Genomic DNA, 20,283 nt, shown 5'->3' with positions numbered 1-20,283 from the left:
AGCAGTCGCCGCGCGCCGGTTTCGTTCGTGGCGGCGCCAACTTGCGCAATCTTCTTCAACAAGGCTTGACAGTATCGTAGGAGGCTGGAATATACGGCGATCGCGGCAATGCGGGCAGTGGCCCGATATTGCACGCCGGGGGAAGGACGCATGACGGGACACGAAAGCCGCACCGGCAGCCTCGATGGCCTGCGGGTGATGGTCATCGACGATTCGAAGACGATCCGCCGCACGGCCGAGACGCTGCTCAAGCGCGAGGGCGCCGACGTGGTCACGGCCGTCGACGGTTTCGAGGCGCTGGCCAAGATCGCCGACCAGAAGCCGCAGATCATCTTCGTCGACATCATGATGCCGCGCCTGGACGGCTACCAGACCTGCGCGCTGATCAAGAACAACCAGCTGTTCAAGAACACACCGGTGATCATGCTGTCCTCCAAGGACGGCCTGTTCGACAAGGCGCGCGGCCGCATCGTCGGCTCCGAGCAGTACGTCACCAAGCCATTCACGCGCGAGGAACTCCTCGACGCGATCCGTACCCATGTCAAGGCGTGAGAGGGGGAACCGCCGTGGCTCGAATCCTGTTGATTGAAGACTCACCGACCGATACGGCGGTGCTCACCCAGTTGCTTGAACGCAACGGGCACGAGGTGCTGGCCGCGTCCAGCGCCGAGGACGGCATCGAAACCTGCAAGCGCGAGCAGCCCGACCTGGTCCTGATGGACGTGGTGCTGCCGGGCATGAACGGCTTCCAGGCCACCCGCGCGCTCGGTCGCGACGGCGGCACCAGCGAGATCCCGGTGCTGATCGTGAGCACCAAGGGCATGGAAACCGACCAGGCCTGGGGCATGCGCCAGGGCGCAAAGGGCTACCTGGTCAAGCCGGTGAAGGAAGACGTGCTGATCGGCGAAGTCAACCGCCTGCTGGGCTCGGCGGGATGAATCCGCATCGCGACCCGTTCGCGATGCTGCTCGACTACGAGCAGCGCAGCCTGACGCACGTCGCCGGCCTGCCGGAGCAGTTCGACGCGCCCGGCCTGTGGCGCGGCGTGGGTTACCGGGTCGGCGATCGCAGGCTCGCCTCGTCCTTCGACGAGGTGGTCGAGATCCTGCCGCTGCCGCAGATCACGCCGGTGCCCGGTGCGCAGGCATGGCTGCTGGGCGTGGGCAACGTGCGCGGCAGCCTGCTGCCGATCGTCGACCTGCGCCAGTTCCTCGAAGGCGAGCGCACCGTGCTGCATGAAGCGCAGCGCGTGCTGATCGTGCGCCAGCCCGACGGCGACGTCGCGGTCACCATCGACGAGCTGTACGGGCAGCGCAGCTTCCACGACGAGCAACTGGTCGAGGCCGAACCGGTCGCGCAGGGCCGCTACGTGAACTTCATCGAGCGCGCATACCGGCACGCGGAGCAGGACTGGGGCGTGTTCAGCCTGAGCAGGCTGACCCGCACGCCGGAATTCAGACAAGCCGCGGCCTGACGGTCGCGTCCAGCAAGACAGAGCTAGGGGCAGGGGTAGGACGATGAGCACAGTAGTCGATACGGTCGCCGGCAAGGGACGCGGGCTGGGAAGCAACTTCTGGATCGCGGCGCTGGTCGCCACGCTCGTGATCTTCGGCGCCAACACGGGCTATGCGGGCTGGAAGGCAGCACGGCTGGGCGGTGCCAGTACCGCGGCATCGAGCCTGCAGGTGAACTCGCAGCGCCTCGCCAACCAGGGCCGGGAGGCGGTGGCCGGGGATGCCGCCTCGTTCGCGGCGTTCAAGGACACGAAGGAGCGGATCGACCGCGACATCGCGCAGCTCAATGCCAACTTCGGTGCGACCACCGGTGTCGCCGGGCCGATCCAGACGGTGACGGCGACGTGGACCCCGCTGGCGGCGAGCGCCCAGCAGGTGGCCTCGAGCGAGCAGGCGGTGAGCGGTTTCGCCGCCAACGCCGACCGCTTCAGCCAGGCGGTGCCGCAGCTGCAGGCCCAGCTCGACGAGTTGGTGCGCGCGATGTCCTCGAGCGGTTCGCCCGCCTCGCAGGTCTACATCGCGCTGCGCCAGAACGTGCTGGCCGGCAACATGGCGCGCCGCGTCGCGGAGATCCAGGCGGGTGGCAGCGGCGCATCGATCGCCGGCGACGCGCTGGCGCGCGACGTGGGCGTGTTCGAGCAGGTGCTCGAAGGCCTGCGCCAGGGCGACCAGGGCATGAACGTGCAGGCGCTCGGCAACGCCGGTGCCGTCGCCGCGCTGGGGCTGGCGTCCGAGCGTTGGACGGCAATGAAGCAGGACCTGGACGCGATCATCGCCAACGCGCCGGCCCTGTTCCAGGCGCAGGCCGCCTCCACCGCGCTGACCGGCGGTTCCGACAAGTTGTTGTCGGACAGCCAGGACCTGTTCTCGGCATTCACCGCGTTCGGCTCGCTCAACGACAAGAGCGTGCTGGGCAACGTCTGGATCAGCATCATCAGCGGCCTGCTCGCGCTGCTGTCGCTGGTCGGCCTGCTCTGGTCGCTGAACCGCGCCCAGCGCAAGCGCTACGAAGACACGATGGAGCTCAACAACCGCAACCAGGAGGCGATCATGCGCCTGCTGGATGAAATCGGTGCGCTCGCCGAGAACGACCTCACGGTCAAGGCCACGGTCACCGAGGACATGACCGGCGCCATCGCCGACTCGATCAACTTCGCGGTGGAAAACCTTCGCGACCTGGTCGGCACGATCAACGACACCTCGGCGCAGGTGGCCTCCAGCGCGCAGGAAACGCAGGCAACCGCCATGCACCTGGCCGAAGCCGCCGAGCACCAGGCGCAGGAGATCAACTCCGCCTCCAGCCGCATCACCGAGATCGCCTCGAGCATTGACCAGGTCTCGCGCAACTCGGCCGAATCGGCCGACGTCGCGCAGCGCTCGGTGCAGATCGCGACCAAGGGCGCGGGCGTGGTGCGCCAAACGATCGCCGGCATGGACTCGATCCGAGACCAGATCCAGGAAACCTCCAAGCGCATCAAGCGCCTGGGCGAAAGCTCGCAGGAAATCGGCTCGATCGTCGAACTGATCAATGACATCTCCGAACAGACCAACATCCTGGCGCTGAACGCGGCCATCCAGGCAGCCTCCGCCGGTGAGGCGGGCCGCGGGTTCGCGGTGGTGGCCGACGAAGTGCAGCGACTGGCGGAACGCGCATCGAACGCGACCAAGCGCATCGAGACGCTGGTGCAGACCATCCAGAGCGACACCAACGAGGCGGTCAGCTCGATGGAGCAGACGACCTCGGAAGTGGTCGCGGGTGCGCGCCTGGCCGAGGACGCCGGCACCGCGCTGGGCGAGATCGAAAACGTCTCGAGCAACCTGGCCAGCCTGATTCTCGGGATCTCGACGGCCGCCAAGCAGCAGTCGGCGGCGGCGAGCAACATCACCGAGACCATGAACACGATCCAGTCGATCACCGCGCAGACCTCGCAGGGTGCGAACCAGACGGCGCAGTCGATCGGAAACCTCGCGCAGCTGGCCGCCAACCTGCGTCGCTCGGTTGCCGACTTCAAGCTGCCGGTCTGAGTACGGAGCCAGGACACGGGATGAACGCGTCGACGACCGGTCGCAGGCCGATGCATGCCGGGACCACGTGCGAGGTGCAGCGATGACTGCGCTGCGCGAAGCCCTCGAACACACCGCGCTGGGGTGGATCAAGCCCGAGCTCGACGAGACGCTGCGCCTTGCCAAGGCGGAACTCGAGGACTACGTCGAGGATCCTGCCGACGTCGGCCGCATGCGGCTGTGCGCGGGCTACCTGCACCAGGTGCAGGGCACGCTGCGCATGGTCGAGCTCTACGCGCCGTCGATGGTCGCCGAGGAAATGGAGCTGGTCGCGCAGGCGCTGCACGCCGGCACCGTCGGCGACCGCGACGCCGCCTGCGCCGCGCTGCTGCGCGGCATCGTGCTGCTGCCCGACTATCTCGAGCGCCTGCAGGGCGGTCACCGCGATATCCCGATCGTGCTGCTGCCGCTGCTCAACGAGCTGCGCACCACGCGCGGCGAGAGCGTGCTCAGCGAGAGCGTGCTGTTCTCGCCGGACCTGGAGCGTCCGTTGCCCGCGCCCATTGCATCGGGGCTGGAGAAGGCTTCCAACGACGACATGCAGCCGCTGCTGGATGCGCTGCAGCGCGAGATCGCGCAGTGGCAGGAGCACACGTCGGCGAATGCGCTGTCGACACTGGCGCCCGCGCTGGACGCGGTGCTGGCGAACGTGCGGCAGGTGCCGGTGCGGCGCATGCTGTGGGTGGCTTCGAACGTCGCGCGCGCGCTGGCAGACGGCGCGCTGCCGATCTCGACCGGCCTGCGCAAGGTGTTTTCGGGCGTGGAGCGTGAAGCGCGCCGTGCCCTGATCGACAGCGACGGTTTTGCCGCAGCCCGCGGCGAGGTGACCCAGGAGCCGACGCGACAGCTGCTCTATCACGTCGCCCACCATCCCGACGGCGCCCATCCGGCGCTGCAGGAGCTGAGGCAGGTCTTCGAACTGGAAGCCGCGCTGCCCACGCAGTCCGAGCTCGAACACGCACAGGGCAGCATCAGCGGACGCAACCGCGCGCTGCTCGACACCGTATCGGCCGCGGTCAAGGACGACCTGCTGCACGTCAAGGACGCGCTCGACCTCCACCTGCGCACCGGGTCCGACGACCTGGCCGCGCTGCAGCCGCACACCGAAACGCTGGGCCGTGTCGCCGACACCCTCGGCATGCTCGGCCTCGGCGTCGCGCGCAAGGTGGTGCAGCAGCAGCGTGACGCGATGCTGGCGATCCTCGACGGCACGGTTGCCGCAAACGAGGACGCATTGCTGGACGTGGCCGGTGCGCTGCTTTATGTCGATGCCACCCTGGACGACCAGGTGGCGCGCCTGGGTGCGGCCGACGCCGTCGATGGCGGCGCGGGCAACGAACTGTTTGCCGGCGAAGCCCGCCAGGTGGTCGACACCATCGTGCGCGAGGCGATCGCCAACTTCGTGCAGGCACGGCAGGCGCTGGTCGCCTTCGTCGAAACCAGTTGGCAGCACGAGCAGCTGTCGGACGTGCCGCGCCTGCTGGACGAGGTCGCGGGTGCGCTGCGCATGATGGAACTCGTGCAGCCGGCCGACTACCTCATCGCGGTCAGCCGCTATACCGAACATGAACTGATCGCGCGCCAGCGCGTGCCCAACGGCCGCCAGCTCGACACGCTGGCCGACGCGCTGGCGAGCCTGGAGTACTACCTCGAAGCATTGCGCGAACAGCGCGGCAACCGCGACGAGATCCTCGACATCGCCCGCGGCAGCCTCGAGGCGCTGGGCTACTGGCCGCTGCCCGAACCGGTGAAGTCGGTGGTCGAAGCGCCCGTCGTCGCCGCGCCGCAGGATGGCGCGGAAGCCCGGTTCGATGCGGCATCGACCGCGGCTGCGGCCGTGCCAGCGCAGCTGCCTGCTGTCGAAGTGCCGCCGCAATCGTCTTCGCCCGTCGTGCAAGCGCCGGCGGAACCCGAAGCGCCGATCATCGGCGGCTTCGAGATCGTGGGCGAAGAGATCGACGAGGAAATCCGCGAGGTCTTCCTCGAGGAGTTCGCCGAAGAAATCGACAACCTCGATGCGATGCTGCCGCAATGGCGCGCCGCGCCCGAAAACATGGAGAAGCTGCGCCCGATCCGGCGCGTGTTCCATACCCTCAAGGGCAGCGGACGGCTGGTCGGCGCGCGCGTGCTGGGCGAGTTCAGCTGGAAGATCGAGAACATGCTCAACCGGGTGCTCGACCGGTCGCGCCCGCCGAGTGCCGCGGTGATCGCGATGGTCGATCGCGCCTTCTATACGTTGCCCGAGCTGCAGGCGGCGCTGCGCCGCGAGCGCAGCCTCACCACCGACCTGGCGCCACTGCAGGACGCGGCCGACAGGATCGCGGCGGGCGACGACGCCATGCCGCCCGAAGCGACGCAGGTCGTTGCGACCGAAGCTGCCGCTGTTGCGCCGGTGCAGGAGCCGGAATCGGTCGATGTCGGCGCGGCGCAGGAGCCGGCGGCCGACCTGGTGCCGGCAAGCATCGAGGCGCTGTTGCTGGAAATCCTCGATGCCGAAATGCAGGGCCACCTGCAGACGGTTGGAGGCTGGATCACCCGTGCGCGGGCAGGTGAAGCCTACGGCAGCGATCCGCTGCTGCACGCGTTGCACACGATGAACGGTGCGTTCGCGATGACCGAAATTCCGGTCATCAACAGCGTGCTGGGCCCGGCCGAGCACTATGCGCGGCGCCTGCTCGCTTCACGTGCGATCGCCGTGCCCGAGGGCATCGATGCGATCGCGGACCTGGCCGAAACGGTTCGGGAAACCGTCGAAATCCTGAAGCGGCCGGCGCCCGCGCTTGCACGACAGGACGCACTCGCCGCGCGGCTGGTCGTGCTGCGCGACAGCCTGCCCGAGGCCGCCAGTGGCCTGGCCGCGCTGGTCGACGCCCAGGGCCTGGAGGAGGCTGCCGACGCCGATGCGCGCGCGGCCGCCGAGGCCGAGCACCGACTGACCACCGAGGACCTCAGCGCTTACGGCGGTTTCATCACTGCCGGCCTGCAGATCGGTCCGGAGTCGACGCAGTGGGCGCCGGACGAGCGCTCCGCCGACGCGGCGCCGATGGACGGCGCAAGCCTCGAAGCCGAGCGTCTAGAAGTCGAACGCGTCGAGGCCGAACGCGCCGAGGCCGAACGTCTCGAAGCCAAACGCGTCGAAGCTGAGCGCGTCGAAGCCGAACGTCTTGAAGCCGAACGCGTCGAAGCCGAGCGCATCGACGCCGAGCGCATCGAAGCCGAGCGCATCGAAGTCGAACGCGTCGAAGTCGAACGCGTCGAAGCCGAACGCGTCGAAGCCGAACGCGCCGAGGTCGAGCGCGTCGAAGCCGAACGCGCCGAGGTCGAGCGCGTCGAAGCCGAACGCGTCGAAGCCGAACGCGTCGAAGCCGAGCGCATCGAGGTCGAACGCGTCGAGGTCGAACGCGTCGAAGCCGAACGCGTCGAAGCCGAACGCGTCGAGGTCGAGCGCGTCGAAGCCGAATACATTGAAGCCGCACGCCTCGAAGCCGAACGTGTCGCAGCGGAAGGCATCGCAGCCGACGGTGTCGAAGCAGACAGTCCCGAAGCCGATCGTCTCGACGCCGAACGTCTCGAAACCGAGCGCCTCGAAGCAGAACGCCTCGAAGCAGAACGCCTCGAAGCAGAACGCCTCGAAGCAGAACGTCTCGAAGCCGAACGCCTCGAAGCCGAACGCCTCGAAGCCGAACGCCTCGAAGCCGAACGCCTCGAAGCCGAACGCCTCGAAGCCGAACGCCTCGAAGCCGAGCGCCTCGAAGCCGAGCGCCTCGAAGCAGAACGCCTCGAAGCAGAACGCCTCGAAGCAGAACGTCTCGAAGCCGAAGGTCTCGAAGCCGAACGCCTCGAAGCCGAACGCCTCGAAGCCGAACGCCTCGAAGCAGAACGCCTCGAAGCAGAACGCCTCGAAGCCGAACGCCTCGAAGCAGAACGCCTCGAAGCCGAACGCCTCGAAGCAGAACGCCTCGAAGCTGCGGCCGGTCCTTCGCTGGAAGACGAGTCCACGGCGCCCGAACCCCAAGCCGACACTGCGGCAGGGCAGCAAGCAGTCCTCGCCGACCCGGTCGAAGAGGCAGGACAGGTCCCGCGTTCGGCGCTCGCGTCTGGCGTCGACCCGGCCGTCGCTGCGCTGTTGGCGCGCGTGCTGGCCACCACGGACCCGGACGAAGAATTTGACACATCCAGGCTCGACACCGAGCTGCTCGACATCTTCCTGGAAGAAGCCGGGGACCTGCTCGACCACTCCGATGGCCTGCTCGCCGAGCTGCGCGAGGCGCCCGATTCACGCGAGCCGCTGATCGGCCTGCAGCGTGACCTGCACACGCTCAAGGGCGGTGCGCGCATGGCCGGCGTGTTCACCATCGGCGAGCTCGGCCACGGCATGGAGTCCATGCTCGAAGCCGTGGTGGAGCAGCGCTGCGAGCTCGACCGTACCGGCATCGGCCTGCTGGAGGGTGGCTTCGACCGCCTGCATGCGATGGTGACGCGGGTCGCCGAGCGACGCGCGATCGCGATGCCCGATGCGCTGATCGACGCGTTCAATGCGCTGGCCCGCGGTCGTCCCCTGCTCGACTTGGAAGCCGACTCCGGCGAGGCCGCGCCCGCCGCTCCAAAGCGCGTGCTGGCGCCGCTGTCGACACCCTTTGCCGACGCCGCGCCCGACGACGATGCCGCGATCCGCGCGCCGCAGGAGCAGGTGCGCATCCGCGCCGACCTGCTGGACCGCCTGGTCAACAACGCGGGCGAGGTTGCGATCTACCGCGCCCGCCTGGAACAGCAGCTGGGTGCGTTCCGCTCGGCGATGAACGAAATGGAGCAGACCAACACGCGTCTGCGCGACCAGTTGCGCCGCCTGGACATCGAGACCGAAGCCCAGATCATTGCCCGCTACCAGCGCGAAAGCGACGTCGACGACCCGACCTTCGATCCGCTCGAGCTCGACCGCTTCTCGAACCTGCAGCAGCTTTCGCGCGCGCTCGGCGAGTCCGCGGCCGACATGACCAGCCTGCAGCAGACCCTGGACGACCTGACCAGTCAGTACGAGACGCTGCTGCTGCAGCAGTCGCGGGTCAGCTCCGACCTGCAGGAAGGCCTCATGCGCACGCGCATGGTGCCCTTCGACGCGCTGGTGCCGCGCCTGCGCCGCGTGCTGCGCCAGGCCGCCTCGGAAACCGGTAAGCAGGTCCAGCTCAAGCTCGACGGCTCGCAGGGCGAGCTCGACCGCAACGTGCTCGAGCGCATGACCGCGCCGCTGGAACACATGCTGCGCAATGCAGTCGCGCACGGCATCGAAACACCGGAGCAGCGTCGCGAGGCGGGCAAGCGTGAGGAAGGCACGGTCCGGATCGCGGTACGTCGCGAAGGTTCGGAAGTCGTGCTGGAGATCGGTGACGACGGGTCCGGACTCGACCGCGCGGCGATCCGCCGCCGCGCCGAGGATCGTGGCCTGGTTCGCGCCGGCATCGCCCTGGGCGACGGCGACCTGGACGCGCTGATCTTCGAGCCGGGCTTCTCGACCGTCGACGAGGTCAGCCGCCTGGCCGGACGCGGCGTGGGCATGGACGTGGTGGCCAGCGAGGTGCGCCAGTTGGGCGGCTCGCTCGACATCGCCACGCGCCGCGGCGAAGGCACCGCCTTCACCCTGCGCCTGCCGCAGACGCTTGCCGTCACCCAGGCGGTGTTCGTGCGCATCGGCGAGGTCCAGTTCGCGGTGCCGATCGCATCGGTGCGCGGCGTTGGCCGGATCGAGCGCGACCTGCTCGCGGCCGGCGACGTGGCCTATCCGTACGGCGGCGAGGACTATGTCCTGCACGACCTGGGGCAGCTCGTCGGCCACGCGCCGGCGCGCGCCGAGGGCCACCTGCAGATGCCGCTGCTGCTGGTGCGTTCGGGCGAGTTGCGTGCCGCGGTGGCGGTGGACGAGATCATCGGCAGCCGCGAGATCGTGGTGAAGCCGGTGGGTCCGCAGGTCGCCTCGATCCCGGGCATCTTCGGCGCCACCATCATGGGCGACGGCAGCGTGGTGGTGATCCTGGACGTCGCGCCGCTGGCGCGCCGCCAGGTAGTGCTCCCGCGCGAGGCGGAGCCCGAGCCCCGGATCGAGCACCGCCGCGTGCCGCTGGTGATGGTGGTCGACGACTCGGTGACGATGCGCAAGGTCACCGGGCGCGTGCTGGAACGCCACAACCTCGAGGTGCTCACCGCGAAGGACGGCCTCGATGCGCTGGAGCGGATGGACGAGCGCGTGCCCGATCTGATGCTGCTCGACATCGAGATGCCGCGCATGGACGGGTACGAGCTGGCCAAGCACATGAAGGCCGACCCGCGACTGCGCGACGTGCTGATCATGATGATCACCTCGCGTACCGGCGAGAAGCACCGCCAGCGCGCGTTCGACCTGGGCGTGGACCGCTACCTCGGCAAGCCGTACCAGGAGCCGGAGCTGATGCGCAACGTGCAAGAGCTGCTGAAGGTCTCGCATGGCCGCGAGTGAGGGCGCGCCCCGCGTCGCGCTGCTGGCCAGGGCCGGCGACGCCTGCGAACGCATCGCCACCGCGCTGCGCGAGGCCGGCGCCGAATTGGTGCTCGTGGCCGATCCGATGCAGGCCGAGCCCGCCCAGGTGCGCGAGGCGCAGCCGCAGGCGGTGCTGGTCGCGCTGGAGCCGGCCATCGAGGACGCGATCGAGCGCTTCGAGGATGTGTTGGCCGACCCGGGCTACATGGTCATCTTCGAGGAGGCCGAGCAGGCCGCCCTGCGCACCGGCTGGGACGCGGCACGCTGGCTGCGCCACCTGTCGGCCAAGCTGCACCGGCACAACGACGTGCTGCCGGCCGGCGCCGAGGTCGACGACGACCTGCAGCTGACCGGGGAGCCGATGCAGGCGCCCCCGGTCAACGCCGATTTCAACGACGCCATCGTCGCGCTCACCGACGAGGCCCAGCAGCGCGCCGACGAGGTGCCGCAGGACGCGCTGGAAGGCCTGCTGGCCGCACCGCGCGACCGCGAGACCGATCCCGAGTCCGGCCTGGGGCAGGACCCGCAGCTCGCCGTCGAGGCGGCGCGCGAGCCGAAACCCGCGGACGACGCAGGCTTCGACCTGGACTTTACCGGCGCGCCGGATCTGGACATCGAGGCGGACGATGCGTCGGCGTCTGCCCTGGAGTTCGCGTCGGGAAGCGACGCGCAGACCGTGGACCCTGCGCAGCAGGAAGATGCGGATGCCGGCCTTGATTTCAGCACGCTGACCCTGTCGCTCGACGACGGCGATGGCATGGAGCTGGACGGACTGTCGTATGACCCCGAGCGCTTCAGCCGTGTTGGCCAGGCCGAGGACGCGCCCGCCGGGATCGAGGAGTTCCTGGCCGCGCACGCGCGGACGGCGGCGGACGACGCTGATGAAACCGGCGCGACCGTGCCCGCACCGGACGAGCGCGCCACGGAGACGCCGGCTGCATCGCCGGAGCGCGTGGATTTCTCGAGCCTGAGCCTGGTCGAAGACGGCCACGCCCCGGTCGCCCCGGCCGCGCACCGGATGCCGACGGAATCCTTCGACGTGGATGCACTGGCCGGCGGCCTGTCGCTGGTGGATCCGGACAGCTACGGCCATGGCAGGCCGCGGCATGGGCTGGTGCTGATCGAGGCTGGCCTGGGCGGACCCGATGCGGTCCGCCAGCTGCTGTCGGCGTTGCCCGGCGAATTCGCCAGGCCGATCCTGATCCGGCTGCCGCTGGACGGTGGTCGCTACGACCGGCTGGTCAAGCAGATGACGCGCGCGACCTCGGCGCCGGTGAGCGTGGCCGAGGCGGGTCAGATGGCCTCTCCTGGAAGCATTTACTTCGTTCCGCCAGGCCTGGGTATCCGCGCTGCTGCGTCGGGCTGGATCTTCGATGCCGGCCAGGCGCTCGACCCTGCCGCGCTCCTGCCCGCAGGCGACAGCGCGGTGCTGTTCCTGAGCGGCGCCGATGCAGCGCTGGTGCCGGCGGTGGCGGACGGCAGCTGGGGCGGACTGGTCCTGGGCCAGACGCCCGACGAGGGCTGCTACGAGCCGGCCGCCGCGCGCGCCGCGATCGATGCAGGGGCCGGACACGGCAGCCCGACGCAACTGGCCAACATCCTGCTCGACCGCTGGTCGGCGCCGGGCGAGCGCCCCAACCCTGATCCGAACGGGATGCAGTGATGAATTCAGTCCCCTCCGACATCCGCGCCGTACTGATCCAGACCGGAGCCGCGCGGCTGCTGCTGCCCAACGCCACGATTTCCGAGGTGCTGTCCTACGCCGAGCCCGATCCGGTCGATGCGGCCCCGGACTGGCTGCTGGGCACCATCCGGTGGCGTGGCTGGCGGCTTCCGCTGGTGGCGTTCGCGCCGTTCACCGGACAGGGCCCAGAAGAGGGTGGCCTGGGCCACAAGGTGGTCGTGCTCAAGACCCTCGGCGGACAGCCGACGATGCCGTACTTCGCCCTGTTGACCAAGGGCTTCCCGCGACTGGTGACGGTTTCGCGCGAGCGCCTTGAGGACGCCGATGACAGCGCGCCGCTGGCGCCAGGCGTGCGTGCGCGCGTGCGTTTCAACGACGAGGCCGCGCTGGTCCCGGACATCGACGGGATCGAACTGGCGCTGCGCGGGGCGTTGGCCGCCTGAGCCTGTCTCAGCCGCGCAGGTCGCCGTACAGCGCCTGCAGCGCGGCGATCGCCGCCAGGCCCGCGGTTTCGGTACGCAGGATCCGCGGGCCCAGACGCAGCCCTTCGTAGCCTGCCGCGTGCAGGTGGCCGCGATCACGCGGCGCCCAGCCGCCTTCGGGCCCGATCGCGAGCGCGATCGCTGGGGTCATGCCGACGGTCACTGCTGCGGCCAGCGTCGACAGCGTCTGCGTGCCGGCCGGATCCAGGGTCAGCCTGAGCGTCGACTCCGGCGCCTCGCCGGCGATGCGCGCGATGTCGACCGGGTCGGCCACCTCCGGCACGCGCGCACGGCCGCATTGCCCGCAGGCCGAGGCCACCACGCCGCGCCAGTGCGCGATGCGTTTGGCCAGGCGCGCACCTTCCAGCCGCACCTCGGTGCGCTCGGCGTCCACGGGAACGATCCGCGCCACGCCCAGTTCGGTGGCCTTCTGCAGGATCAGGTCCATCTTCTCGCCGCGTGCAATGCCCTGGACCAGGGTGAGGCGCAGCGGCGACTCGCTGTCGACGACGCGCCGGCCGACCACCTCGACCTCGCCACCGCGCTTGCCGGTGGCGACGATGCGCGCGTCGTAGTCATGCCCATCGCCGTTGAACAGCACGCAGGCATCGCCCTCGCGCAGGCGCAGCACACGCAGCAGGTGGGTGGCGGCGTCCTCGGGCAGGCTGATGCGCGCGCCGGGCGTGAGGGGCAGGTCGACGTGGGCTCGGGTCAGGCGCATGTGTTTGGCCACGGATTGCGCGGATCAACGCGGATGAAAGCGGTCACTGGTGAGCCCGGCCGGCGGATGGTGGCGGCACGAACCACACGCCTTTGCTCCTGATCCGCGTCCATCCGCGCAATCCGTGGCAAAACCCCCCGTGCCTCACGTCGTCGCCGCCTCGATCGCGGAACGTGTGACGGCGGCCAACAGGTCGAGCTGGTCGTCGTCGATGCAGTAGGGCGGCATCCAGTACAGCACGTCGCCCAGTGGGCGCAGCAGCACGCCGTGTTCGAGCGCATGCCGGTAGGCATGCAGGCCGATGCGGCGCGCGGAATCGAACGGGGTGGCCTTGCGGCCGTCCCGGGCCAGCTCGATGGCGACGATCATCCCGGTCTGCCGCACCTCGGCCACGTGCGGATGGTCGGTCAGCGGCGCCGCCAGCTCCGCCATGCGCGCGGCCGTGCGCCGGTTGCGGGCCAGCACGCCGTCGGATTCGAAGATGTCCAGCGACGCCAGTGCGGCGGCGCAGGCCAGCGGGTTGCCGGTGTAGCTGTGCGAATGCAGGAAAGCGCGCTCACGCGAGTCGTCGAGGAAACCCTCGTAGATCACGCCGGTGGCAAGCACCGCGGCCAGCGGCAGGAAGCCCCCGGTCAGGCCCTTGGACAGGCACAGCAGGTCTGGCTGGATGCCCGCCTGCTCGCAGGCGAACATCGTGCCGGTGCGGCCGAAGCCGACCGCGATCTCGTCGGCGATCAGGAAGATGCCGTGCACGTCGCACAGCTCGCGCGCACGCCGCAGGTACGCCGGATGGTGCATGCGCATGCCGCCGGCGCACTGCACCAGCGGCTCGAGCACCAGCGCGCAGATCTCGCCGGCGTGCTCGTCGAGCAGATGCGCCAGCGCATCGGCGGCATCCTCGGCGCAGGCTTCCGGGCTCTGTCCTTCGCGCGCGAGATACGCGTCGGGCGAGGGCGCGAACACCGATGCCATCAGCAGCGGTGCATAGATGCGCCGGTACAGCGGAATGTCGCCAACCGACAGCGCGCCGATGGTCTCGCCGTGGTAGCCGTTGTGCAGCGCGATGAACTTCGTGCGCCGCGGTTCGTCGCCGCGATTGCGGAACCAGTGGAAGGCCATCTTCAGCGCGACTTCGATCCCGGCCGAACCGTTGTCGGCGTAGAACACCTTCGACAGTGGCGCGCGACCGACCTGGCGCGGGGCGATCGCCAGCAGGCGCTCGGCCAGTTCGACTGCAGGCGGGTGCGAGCAGCCGGCAAGGATCACCTGCTCCAACGTGCCGGCCTGGCGCGCGATGGCCGCGGCGATGCGCGGCTCCGCGTGCCCATGCAGGTTGACCCACCAGCTGCTCACCGCATCGAGCGTGCGGCTGCCGTCGTGGCCTACCAGCCAGGCGCCGTCGCCTCGCGCTACGGTCAGCAGCGGCAGCACGTCCGGATGCTCGCGCATCTGCGTGCACGGGTGCCACAGCACGGCCAGATCGCGCGAACGCCAGCGGTCGGCCTCGTCTAGAATGGAGCCATCGTGAGTCGACATGCCCCCATTATTGCCCGTGACCCGTCCGGGGTGGCGCCTTGAGCCGCCGCCTGCCGACGATCCACGGCATCACCGAGCATGACGCCGGCCCCTACCGCCTGGAACGGCTGGACCTGGAGTTCAGCAACGGCGAACGCCGCCAGTTCGAACGCCTGCGCGGGCGCGGCCACGGCGCGGTTGCGGTAGTGCCGATGCTCGACGAGAACACCGTGCTGCTGGTGCGCGAATACGCCGCGGGCCTGCACCGCTATGAGCTCGGGCTGGTCAAGGGCCGGGTTGACGCCGGCGAGACGCCGCTACAGGCCGCGGACCGCGAACTCAAGGAAGAGGCCGGCTACGGTGCGCGCCGCCTCGATGTGGTGCGCACGCTGACCCTCGCGCCGGTCTACATGAGCCATGAAACCACGGTGGTACTGGCGCGCGACCTGTATCCCGAGCGCCTGCCCGGAGACGAGCCGGAAGAGCTGGAAGTGGTGCCCTGGCGTTTCGACGCGCTGGACGAGCTGGCCCTGCGCGAGGACTTCTCCGAAGGCCGCTCCATCGCGGCGCTGTTCGCCGCCCGCCAGTACCTGCAGCGCGAAGCCCGTGCCTGATTCCGCAGGCCTCGTGACCCCGGCCATGCGCGAGGGCGTGATCGCCATCGCGCGCGAGGCGGCCGCCGCGATCATCCGCATCTACGAGGGCGGCTTCGACGTCACCCACAAGGCCGACGCCAGCCCGCTCACCGAGGCCGACCTGGCCGCCCACCATTGCATCGTCGACGGACTGGCGCTGCTCACGCCCGACATCCCTGTGCTGTCGGAGGAATCGGCGCACCTGGTCGATACCGCGACGCGCCGCGGCTGGAGCCGGCTGTGGCTGGTCGACCCGCTCGACGGCACGCGCGAGTTCGTCAAGCGCAACGGCGAGTTCACCGTCAACATCGCCCTGATCGACGAGGGCGTGGCCGTGTTCGGCGTGATCCAGGCGCCGGTCACCGGCGTGCTCTGGCACGGCACGCCGGGGCAGGGCGCATTCCGCTGCGACAACGATGGCGAGCGTCCGGCGCGCGTGCGTGCGCCCGCCGCCGCGCCCTTGCGCGTGGCCGCCAGTCGCTCGCATCGCAGCGCTCGCACCGAGGCGCTGATGGCGCGGATGGGCGAGGTCGAGCCCGTCGGTCTCGGCTCTTCGCTCAAGTTCTGCCGCCTCGCCGAGGGCACGATGGACGTCTACCCGCGCTTCGGCCCGACCAGCGAATGGGACACCGGCGCCGGCCAGGCCATCCTCGAAGCCGCCGGTGGCGCGCTGCTCGATCCGCGGGGTCGGCCGTTCCGCTACAACCAGCGCGACACCGTGCTCAATGGCGATTTCATCGCGATGGGTGATCCCTCGCTGCCTTGGCGGTCGTGGCTGGAAGAATGATTTTGCCGCGGATCACGCGGATCACGCGGATAAGCGCGGATCAAGGCAGAAATACTTGTGAGAGATGAGCGCTGGTCCATCCTCTTGCGCTTTTCCATCCGCGTTAATCCGCGTCATCCGTGGCCAATTCTTGTACGCAGGAGACCGCATTGAACCGGCCGCAGCGCGACATCCAGGAACTGCTCGCGATCATGGCCCGGCTGCGCGATCCCGACGGCGGCTGTCCCTGGGACCTGGAGCAGGACTTCTCGACCATCGCCCCGTACACCATCGAGGAGGCCTACGAGGTCGCCGATGCGATCGATCGGGGGGACATGCCCGCGCTGAAGGACGAGCTGGGCGACCTGCTGCTGCAGGTGGTGTTCCATGCGCGCATGGCCGAGGAACAGGGCACGTTCGCTTTTGGCGACGTGGTCGCGGCAATCTCCGACAAGATGCTGCGACGGCATCCGCATGTGTTCGGCGATGCGGAGATCGGCGATGCGCAGGCGCAGACCGCGAGCTGGGAGCAGATCAAGCGCGCCGAGCGCGAGGCCGCCGGCCATGCGGACGCATCGGCGCTGGCGGGAATTTCGCGCGGTCTGCCAGAGTGGCAGCGCGCGCTGAAACTGCAGGGGCGCGCCGCACGCGTGGGCTTCGACTGGCCCGGCCCCGCGCCGGTCATCGACAAGCTGCACGAAGAGATCGATGAGGTACGCGCCGAATTCGCCGCGGTGGCCGCGGCACCTGCCGATACCGCTGCGCAGGCGCGGCTGCAGGAAGAGATCGGTGACCTGCTGTTTGTCGCAGCGAATCTTGCCCGCCACGCCCGCGTGGACGTGGGATCGGCGCTGCGTGGCGCCAACCTCAAGTTCGAACGCCGGTTCCGGCAGATGGAAGTGCTGGCGGCGGCCGATGGCGTGCGGCTGGAGGACATGACGCTGCAACAGCAGGAGGGATACTGGCAGCGGGTGAAAGCGGGCGAGTAATCCAGCCCACACGCGAGGCATCGGCCACGGCCCGGACAGTCCGCGCCATCCACCGCACAATCGCGACATGAAAACCTTCCTGCTCTTCACCGCCACAGCCCTCGCCGAGATCCTCGGCTGCTATCTGCCGTACCTGTGGCTGCGCAAGAGCGGCAGCAGCTGGCTGCTGCTGCCGGCCGCGGCCAGCCTGGCGCTCTTCGTCTGGCTGTTGACCCTGCATCCCACTGCAGCGGGGCGCGTGTATGCCGCCTATGGCGGCGTCTATGTCAGCGTGGCCCTGGTCTGGCTGTGGGCGGTGGACGCGGTCAAGCCGACCCGCTGGGACCTGCTGGGCGCGGCGTTGTGCCTGCTCGGCATGGCGGTCATCATGTTCTCGCCAAGGCCCGCCTGACCGGAGAGCAGATGCGCCGCTTCGCCAGCTTCCGCGAGTTCTACCCGTTCTACCTGGGCGAACATTCAAACCGCAGCTCGCGCCGGCTGCACTTCATCGGCAGCTGCGGCGCGCTGGTCCTGGTCGCATTGGCCGTCGTCGGGCGCAACCCATGGTGGCTGCTGGCGGCGCTGGCCTGCGGCTACGCCTTCGCCTGGATCGGGCACTTCTTCTTCGAGAAGAACCGGCCGGCAACCTTCCACCACCCGTTCTATTCCTTCGCCGGCGACTGGGTGATGTTCAAGGACATCCTCATCGGGAAGATCCGGTTCTGAGGGCGGGCTCGACAGATCACGGTGCGGCGTTCGTGGCCTTGCCTCCACTGCCTGATGCCATTCGCACCGATGCCATTCGCACAACCTGATGTCATTTCCACCGCAGGGAGAAATCCCGGCCGCAGATCTCTCCCTGCGGTCGAGATGACAGGCGAGGGCGCGGCTAATCCAGGAAGATCAGCCACGCGGCCACCACGATCAGGCCGAAGCCCGCCCAGTGGTTCCACTTCAGCGGCTGGTCGAGATACCAGGCCGAGAACCCGGCGAAGACCAGCAGGGTGATGACCTCCTGCATGCCCTTGAGCTGCGGCGCCGAATAGAACGCCGAGCCGAGCCGATTGGCCGGCACCATCAGGCAGTACTCGAAAAACGCGATGCCCCAGCTGATCAGGATCACCGGGAACAGCGCCGAGGACTTGTACTTCAGGTGCCCGTACCAGGCGAAGGTCATGAAGATGTTGGAGCCGATCAGCAGCAGGATCGGGACCAGGCGGTCGAACGGGGGGCATGGGGCAATCCGGAGGTGGCGGGACGCGCAGAAGAGCATCGATCTTCACGGCGCTTGTACAGTGCGGCTGGCACCTTTCACAAAGCTGAAGACCCCTTCGAGGAATCAAACATGCGTGCAGGGCAGGAAACCGGCGGGCTGGTCCTGATCGTCGAGGACAACCGCAACATCTCGGAAATGGTGGGTGAATATCTGGAAGGGCGCGGTTTCGAGGTCGACTACGCCTCCGATGGCCTGGACGGCTACCGGCTGGCCGTGGAGAACAGCTACGACGTGATCGTGCTGGACCTGATGCTGCCACGCCTGGACGGGGTGGAAGTGTGCAAGCGGCTCCGTTCCGAAGCGCGCAAGTCGACTCCGGTGCTGATGCTGACCGCGCGCGACACGCTGGACGAAAAGCTCAGCGGCCTGTCTTCGGGCGCCGACGACTACCTGACCAAGCCCTTCGCCATCCAGGAGCTGGAAGCCCGGCTGCGTGCCCTGATCCGGCGCGAGCGCCGCCAGGTCGGCTCGGAAGTGCTCAAGGTCGCCGACCTCGTGCTCGATCCGGCCAGCATGCGCGCCACCCGCGGCGGCACCGAGCTGCAGCTGTCGCCGATCGGCATGAAGCTGCTGACCATCCTCATGCGCGAGTCGCCGCGCGTGGTGAACCGCCAGGAGATCGAGCGCGAGATCTGGGGCAACGGGCTGCCCGATTCGGACACCCTGCGCAGCCATCTCTACAACCTGCGCAAGATCATCGACAAGCCGTTCGACAAGCCGCTGCTGCACACCGTGCAGAGCGCGGGCTACCGGATCGCCGACATCGACCAGTCACCGACCTGACCCTGCGGACCACGCAATGCCGCAGGGGTTGCCCCGCAAGATCCGCTATGCGTTCGTCACCCAGGGGCTGCTGCTGATCCTCGCGGTGGTGTTTGGGGTGAGCATGCTCACCCTGCTCACCCGTGACGCGCTGATCCGACAGCGACTGACCGTGGAAGCACAGGCGTTCTGGGAGCGCCAGGCGGACGGCCGCCTGGCCACGCCCCTTCCTTCGACGCGCACGATCCAGGGTTATTTCACCTCGGACCGGGACCGGGAGGCGATCCCTCCCTACGTGGAATCGCTGCCCGAGGGCGTGAACTTCATTTACCGCTCGCACAAGGCCGTGCTTGTGGAGCGGCGGCCAGAGGGGGTGCTTTATCTGGTCCTGCGCACGCACGCGGTGGACGAGTTGATGTGGACCTCGGCCGGGGTGATGACCCTGCTGGGACTGCTCACCGCGCTGGTGATCACCTCGCTGACCTACCGCAAGTCGCGCAGCATCGTGCTTCCCGTCAACCGCCTCGCAGAGGAAGTCTCGTGCTGGGATCCGATGCAGGGCGACCTGACCACGCCGCTGGCGGTGTCGAGCTTTTCCGGGGAGCCCAGCCACGAGGTCCAGGCCCTTTCGAACGCCCTGCACGGGCTGGCTGGACGCGTGGCGGAGTTCGTGCAGCGTGAGCGCGACTTCACCCGCGATGCCAGCCATGAGCTGCGCACGCCGCTGACCGTGATCCGGGTCGCAAGCGACATGCTGTATGCCGACCCTTCGCTGCCGCCGCACGGGCGCCGCTCGCTCGAGCGTATCCAGCGCGCCGCGCGCGACATGGAGGCGGTGATCGATGCCTTCCTCGTGCTCGCGCGCGAGAGCGGCGTCGCACCGGTGAGCGAGGACATCGATGTCCGCGAGATGGTGCTGGAGGAAGTGGAGCGGGCGCGTCCGTTGCTTGCCGGCAAGCCGGTCGAGCTGCACGTCTCGGCCGATGTCGCGCCGCAGCTTTTCGCGCCGCCGAGCGTGTTGGGAATGGTGGTGCGCAACCTGCTGCAGAACGCCTGCAACTTCACCCAGGAGGGCAGCGTCGAAGTGCGGGTGGAGGCGGACGCCGTGATCGTGCGCGACAGCGGGATTGGTATGTCGGCCGACACCCTGCAGCATGTCTACGATCCGTTCTTCCGCGCCGATGCCTTCAGCCCGCTGGGCAAGGGCTTCGGCCTGACCATCGCCAACCGCCTGGTGCGCAGGTTCGGCTGGCAGCTCAGGCTCGACAGCGTGCAGGAGCAGGGAACCGTCGCGACCCTGCGCTTCACGCCGCCCGCGTCTTCCTGAGCCGCGGATGGATCGCGTGCCGGCGCTGTCAACCGGCGCCGAGGCCGCGCGTTAGCCTCCA

At 68.9% G+C, this 20,283-nt stretch carries 18 protein-coding genes and 1 pseudogene; 15 read left to right on the top strand and 4 right to left on the bottom strand.

What is annotated here, in order from left to right; genetic code table 11:
* Positions 1-150: 150 nt before the first annotated feature.
* The 5 genes and pseudogenes from pilG to ACW5EG_RS10805 form a co-directional block, all read left to right on the top strand.
* Positions 151-552, top strand: coding sequence for a twitching motility response regulator PilG (gene pilG / locus ACW5EG_RS10825; protein WP_457019447.1), 402 nt, complete (start codon positions 151-153; stop codon positions 550-552).
* Between the two features lie 14 nt (positions 553-566).
* Positions 567-938, top strand: a complete 372-nt coding sequence (locus tag ACW5EG_RS10820; RefSeq protein WP_457019448.1) for a response regulator — start codon at positions 567-569, stop codon at positions 936-938.
* On the top strand, positions 935-1,474 hold the full coding sequence (locus ACW5EG_RS10815; protein ID WP_457019450.1) for a chemotaxis protein CheW: 540 nt from the start codon (positions 935-937) through the stop codon (positions 1,472-1,474). Before ACW5EG_RS10820 ends, ACW5EG_RS10815 begins: the two co-directional genes overlap by 4 nt.
* Positions 1,475-1,517: 43 nt before the next feature.
* Positions 1,518-3,539, top strand: a complete 2,022-nt coding sequence (locus ACW5EG_RS10810; protein WP_457019451.1) for a methyl-accepting chemotaxis protein — start codon at positions 1,518-1,520, stop codon at positions 3,537-3,539.
* Positions 3,540-3,621: 82 nt separating this feature from the next.
* A pseudogene (locus ACW5EG_RS10805) lies at positions 3,622-5,802 on the top strand (Hpt domain-containing protein); the annotation flags it as partial.
* 745 nt (positions 5,803-6,547) lie between these two features.
* Here ACW5EG_RS10805 and ACW5EG_RS10800 read toward each other — a convergent pair.
* On the bottom strand, positions 6,548-7,753 hold the full coding sequence (locus tag ACW5EG_RS10800; RefSeq protein WP_457021798.1) for a pentapeptide repeat-containing protein: 1,206 nt from the start codon (positions 7,751-7,753) through the stop codon (positions 6,548-6,550).
* On the opposite strand from ACW5EG_RS10800, the gene ACW5EG_RS10795 reads away from it, so the two are divergent.
* Genes ACW5EG_RS10795 through ACW5EG_RS10785 form a run of 3 tightly spaced genes read left to right on the top strand, consistent with a single transcriptional unit; the run spans position 7,714 to position 12,213 of the window.
* On the top strand, positions 7,714-10,065 hold the full coding sequence (locus ACW5EG_RS10795; RefSeq protein WP_457021796.1) for a response regulator: 2,352 nt from the start codon (positions 7,714-7,716) through the stop codon (positions 10,063-10,065). The genes ACW5EG_RS10800 and ACW5EG_RS10795 overlap by 40 nt on opposite strands.
* The gene (locus ACW5EG_RS10790; protein ID WP_457019452.1) at positions 10,052-11,749 is read left to right on the top strand and encodes a chemotaxis protein CheB; all 1,698 of its coding nucleotides are present in this window, start codon (positions 10,052-10,054) and stop codon (positions 11,747-11,749) included. The genes ACW5EG_RS10795 and ACW5EG_RS10790 overlap by 14 nt, the downstream gene beginning before the upstream one ends.
* Entirely contained in the window at positions 11,749-12,213 is a 465-nt protein-coding gene (locus ACW5EG_RS10785) for a chemotaxis protein CheW (protein ID WP_457019453.1), read from the top strand. The genes ACW5EG_RS10790 and ACW5EG_RS10785 overlap by 1 nt, the downstream gene beginning before the upstream one ends.
* Before the next feature lie 7 nt (positions 12,214-12,220).
* On the opposite strand, the gene ACW5EG_RS10780 is transcribed toward ACW5EG_RS10785, so the two are convergent.
* Both ACW5EG_RS10780 and bioA read right to left on the bottom strand, forming a co-directional pair.
* A complete protein-coding gene (locus tag ACW5EG_RS10780; protein ID WP_457019455.1) occupies positions 12,221-12,973 on the bottom strand; it encodes a 16S rRNA (uracil(1498)-N(3))-methyltransferase in 753 nt (250 codons plus the stop codon).
* A gap of 144 nt (positions 12,974-13,117) precedes the next feature.
* Complete coding sequence (gene bioA / locus ACW5EG_RS10775) at positions 13,118-14,509, bottom strand: adenosylmethionine--8-amino-7-oxononanoate transaminase (protein WP_457021449.1); 1,392 nt, start codon at positions 14,507-14,509, stop codon at positions 13,118-13,120.
* Between the two features lie 38 nt (positions 14,510-14,547).
* On the opposite strand from bioA, the gene nudE reads away from it, so the two are divergent.
* The 5 genes from nudE to ACW5EG_RS10750 all read left to right on the top strand — a co-directional run bounded on the left by nudE (position 14,548) and on the right by ACW5EG_RS10750 (position 17,583).
* On the top strand, positions 14,548-15,102 hold the full coding sequence (gene nudE / locus ACW5EG_RS10770; protein ID WP_457019457.1) for an ADP compounds hydrolase NudE: 555 nt from the start codon (positions 14,548-14,550) through the stop codon (positions 15,100-15,102).
* A gap of 25 nt (positions 15,103-15,127) precedes the next feature.
* A complete protein-coding gene (cysQ, locus tag ACW5EG_RS10765) occupies positions 15,128-15,910 on the top strand; it encodes a 3'(2'),5'-bisphosphate nucleotidase CysQ (protein WP_457019583.1) in 783 nt (260 codons plus the stop codon).
* 149 nt (positions 15,911-16,059) lie between these two features.
* Entirely contained in the window at positions 16,060-16,878 is an 819-nt protein-coding gene (gene mazG / locus ACW5EG_RS10760; RefSeq protein ID WP_457019458.1) for a nucleoside triphosphate pyrophosphohydrolase, read from the top strand.
* Between the two features lie 67 nt (positions 16,879-16,945).
* On the top strand, positions 16,946-17,269 hold the full coding sequence (locus ACW5EG_RS10755; protein WP_457019460.1) for a YnfA family protein: 324 nt from the start codon (positions 16,946-16,948) through the stop codon (positions 17,267-17,269).
* Between the two features lie 11 nt (positions 17,270-17,280).
* A complete protein-coding gene (locus tag ACW5EG_RS10750) occupies positions 17,281-17,583 on the top strand; it encodes an Mpo1-like protein (protein WP_457019461.1) in 303 nt (100 codons plus the stop codon).
* Between the two features lie 163 nt (positions 17,584-17,746).
* On the opposite strand, the gene ACW5EG_RS10745 is transcribed toward ACW5EG_RS10750, so the two are convergent.
* Positions 17,747-18,130 (bottom strand): DMT family protein, encoded by a 384-nt coding sequence (locus tag ACW5EG_RS10745; protein ID WP_457019462.1) that lies wholly within the window; start codon positions 18,128-18,130, stop codon positions 17,747-17,749.
* 72 nt (positions 18,131-18,202) lie between these two features.
* On the opposite strand from ACW5EG_RS10745, the gene ACW5EG_RS10740 reads away from it, so the two are divergent.
* A complete protein-coding gene (locus ACW5EG_RS10740) occupies positions 18,203-18,916 on the top strand; it encodes a response regulator transcription factor (RefSeq protein WP_457019464.1) in 714 nt (237 codons plus the stop codon).
* Positions 18,917-18,944: 28 nt separating this feature from the next.
* Complete coding sequence (locus ACW5EG_RS10735) at positions 18,945-20,222, top strand: sensor histidine kinase (protein WP_457021448.1); 1,278 nt, start codon at positions 18,945-18,947, stop codon at positions 20,220-20,222.
* Positions 20,223-20,283 lie beyond the last annotated feature (61 nt).

It is taken from the genome of Luteimonas sp. A611 (assembly GCF_054072715.1).
Note: the sequence above shows the minus strand (reverse complement) of the source record. Positions and strands in the feature narration are given on the sequence as shown.

Bases quoted from the DNA above. Each gene is read 5' to 3' on its own strand.
- ACW5EG_RS10810 (WP_457019451.1), top strand. From the start codon at position 1,518: ATGAGCACAGTAGTCGATACGGTCGCCGGCAAGGGACGCGGGCTGGGA.
- pilG (WP_457019447.1), top strand. From the start codon at position 151: ATGACGGGACACGAAAGCCGCACCGGCAGCCTCGATGGCCTGCGGGTG.
- ACW5EG_RS10785 (WP_457019453.1), top strand. From the start codon at position 11,749: ATGAATTCAGTCCCCTCCGACATCCGCGCCGTACTGATCCAGACCGGA.
- ACW5EG_RS10740 (WP_457019464.1), top strand. From the start codon at position 18,203: ATGCGTGCAGGGCAGGAAACCGGCGGGCTGGTCCTGATCGTCGAGGAC.
- ACW5EG_RS10815 (WP_457019450.1), top strand. From the start codon at position 935: ATGAATCCGCATCGCGACCCGTTCGCGATGCTGCTCGACTACGAGCAG.
- ACW5EG_RS10800 (WP_457021798.1), bottom strand. From the start codon at position 7,753: ATGTGTCAAATTCTTCGTCCGGGTCCGTGGTGGCCAGCACGCGCGCCA.
- ACW5EG_RS10745 (WP_457019462.1), bottom strand. From the start codon at position 18,130: ATGCTCTTCTGCGCGTCCCGCCACCTCCGGATTGCCCCATGCCCCCCG.
- cysQ (WP_457019583.1), top strand. From the start codon at position 15,128: ATGCGCGAGGGCGTGATCGCCATCGCGCGCGAGGCGGCCGCCGCGATC.
- ACW5EG_RS10780 (WP_457019455.1), bottom strand. From the start codon at position 12,973: ATGCGCCTGACCCGAGCCCACGTCGACCTGCCCCTCACGCCCGGCGCG.
- ACW5EG_RS10750 (WP_457019461.1), top strand. From the start codon at position 17,281: ATGCGCCGCTTCGCCAGCTTCCGCGAGTTCTACCCGTTCTACCTGGGC.
- ACW5EG_RS10755 (WP_457019460.1), top strand. From the start codon at position 16,946: ATGAAAACCTTCCTGCTCTTCACCGCCACAGCCCTCGCCGAGATCCTC.
- ACW5EG_RS10790 (WP_457019452.1), top strand. From the start codon at position 10,052: ATGGCCGCGAGTGAGGGCGCGCCCCGCGTCGCGCTGCTGGCCAGGGCC.
- bioA (WP_457021449.1), bottom strand. From the start codon at position 14,509: ATGTCGACTCACGATGGCTCCATTCTAGACGAGGCCGACCGCTGGCGT.